Annotated in this window: 1 protein-coding gene; it reads left to right on the top strand. The window is 35.9% G+C overall.

Annotated elements, in window-relative coordinates; translation table 11 throughout:
- Positions 1–55: 55 nt before the first annotated feature.
- The coding region (locus tag SORDD16_RS04775) for a DUF4352 domain-containing protein (protein ID WP_061452559.1) at positions 56–1,150 on the top strand (1,095 nt) is incomplete at its 3' end.

The following is a 1,150-nucleotide window of genomic DNA, read 5'->3' as shown; positions in this document are numbered from 1 at the left end:
TGATTCTGCATATGGTAAAATATAGTAGATCATTAAAGGTGAAGGAGGATTCATTATGAAAAAGTTTCTTAAGCATTCTGCCCTATTTTTATCAGCTTTAGTACTTGTTGCCTGTGGGGCTTCTAAAAAAGCAAGCGACAATGGTACAGCCTCAAACTCAAACTTTGAAGTTTCTATAAAAGATGGTATATTTGTATTGCCTCAGGATGAAGATTCATCTTCAAGCTACCTTGCACTTCAAGTAGAAATCAAGAATAATCGTGATAAACAGTTTAGTTTTACTAGTCAAGATATCACACTTTACAATGAAAAAGATGAAAAATTGCAACCAATTCAAATCTACGAAAGCGACAGTAAAACTAAGTTTATGTCATATGGGGACAGTATTTCTAAAGGCAAGAGTGTTGCTGGCTATGTAGTGTACGAGGTAGACAAGAACGCCAAGTATGAGCTCCACTTTGCACCTAGCTTTTACGATGACATCAAGGAAAATTCTAAAAAGAATGACGATGTAGCTATCAAAGTTGACCCAAGTCAGTACGAAGATCATATTGATGAAGCCAAAGATGTAATGAAGAAATACGTTGATGCTGTTTACCTTAATGGGGAAAGTTCGGGTGGCGGAACTAACCTAAGCGCTACTGACAATAAACCTCAAATCGTTGCGCTTGCTGATGATAAAAAATCCTCTGATGACGGCGTTGACTTCACAAACGATGTGAAAGCAGATAAAGAAGAGTTCATTAAGAAATTTGTAGAGTCATTTGGAAAAGGCTTCTATAACTACAAACCTTCTGATGCAGAACTCAGAACATTTGCAGATGCATACATCAAAGCGAATGCTAAGAGAGCAAAAGTTGATTACAAAGTGAAAACATACTTGCCAGATTATGCTGTTGTATATGTGAGACCAGAAACAATCGATTTGGATAATTTAAATGTTTATGAATTGAGCCGTAAGTTCTACGAAGAAAACAAGGGCAAATATAGCAATTATTCAGAAGCTATGAAAGCCGGTGAAAAATACATTTTAGAAAATGCATCCAGTCAATTTGATTCAACTCCTCTAGATACTAGTGATAGTATGAGAAAAGAGGGTTATGAAATTAAAATGACTAAGAAAGATGGTAAATGGACCATCGACACCTCT

The organism is Streptococcus oralis, from assembly GCF_001578945.1.
GTDB classification, from domain to species: Bacteria; Bacillota; Bacilli; order Lactobacillales; family Streptococcaceae; genus Streptococcus; species Streptococcus oralis_Q.
This window is presented reverse-complemented; position numbering and strand designations above follow the sequence as displayed.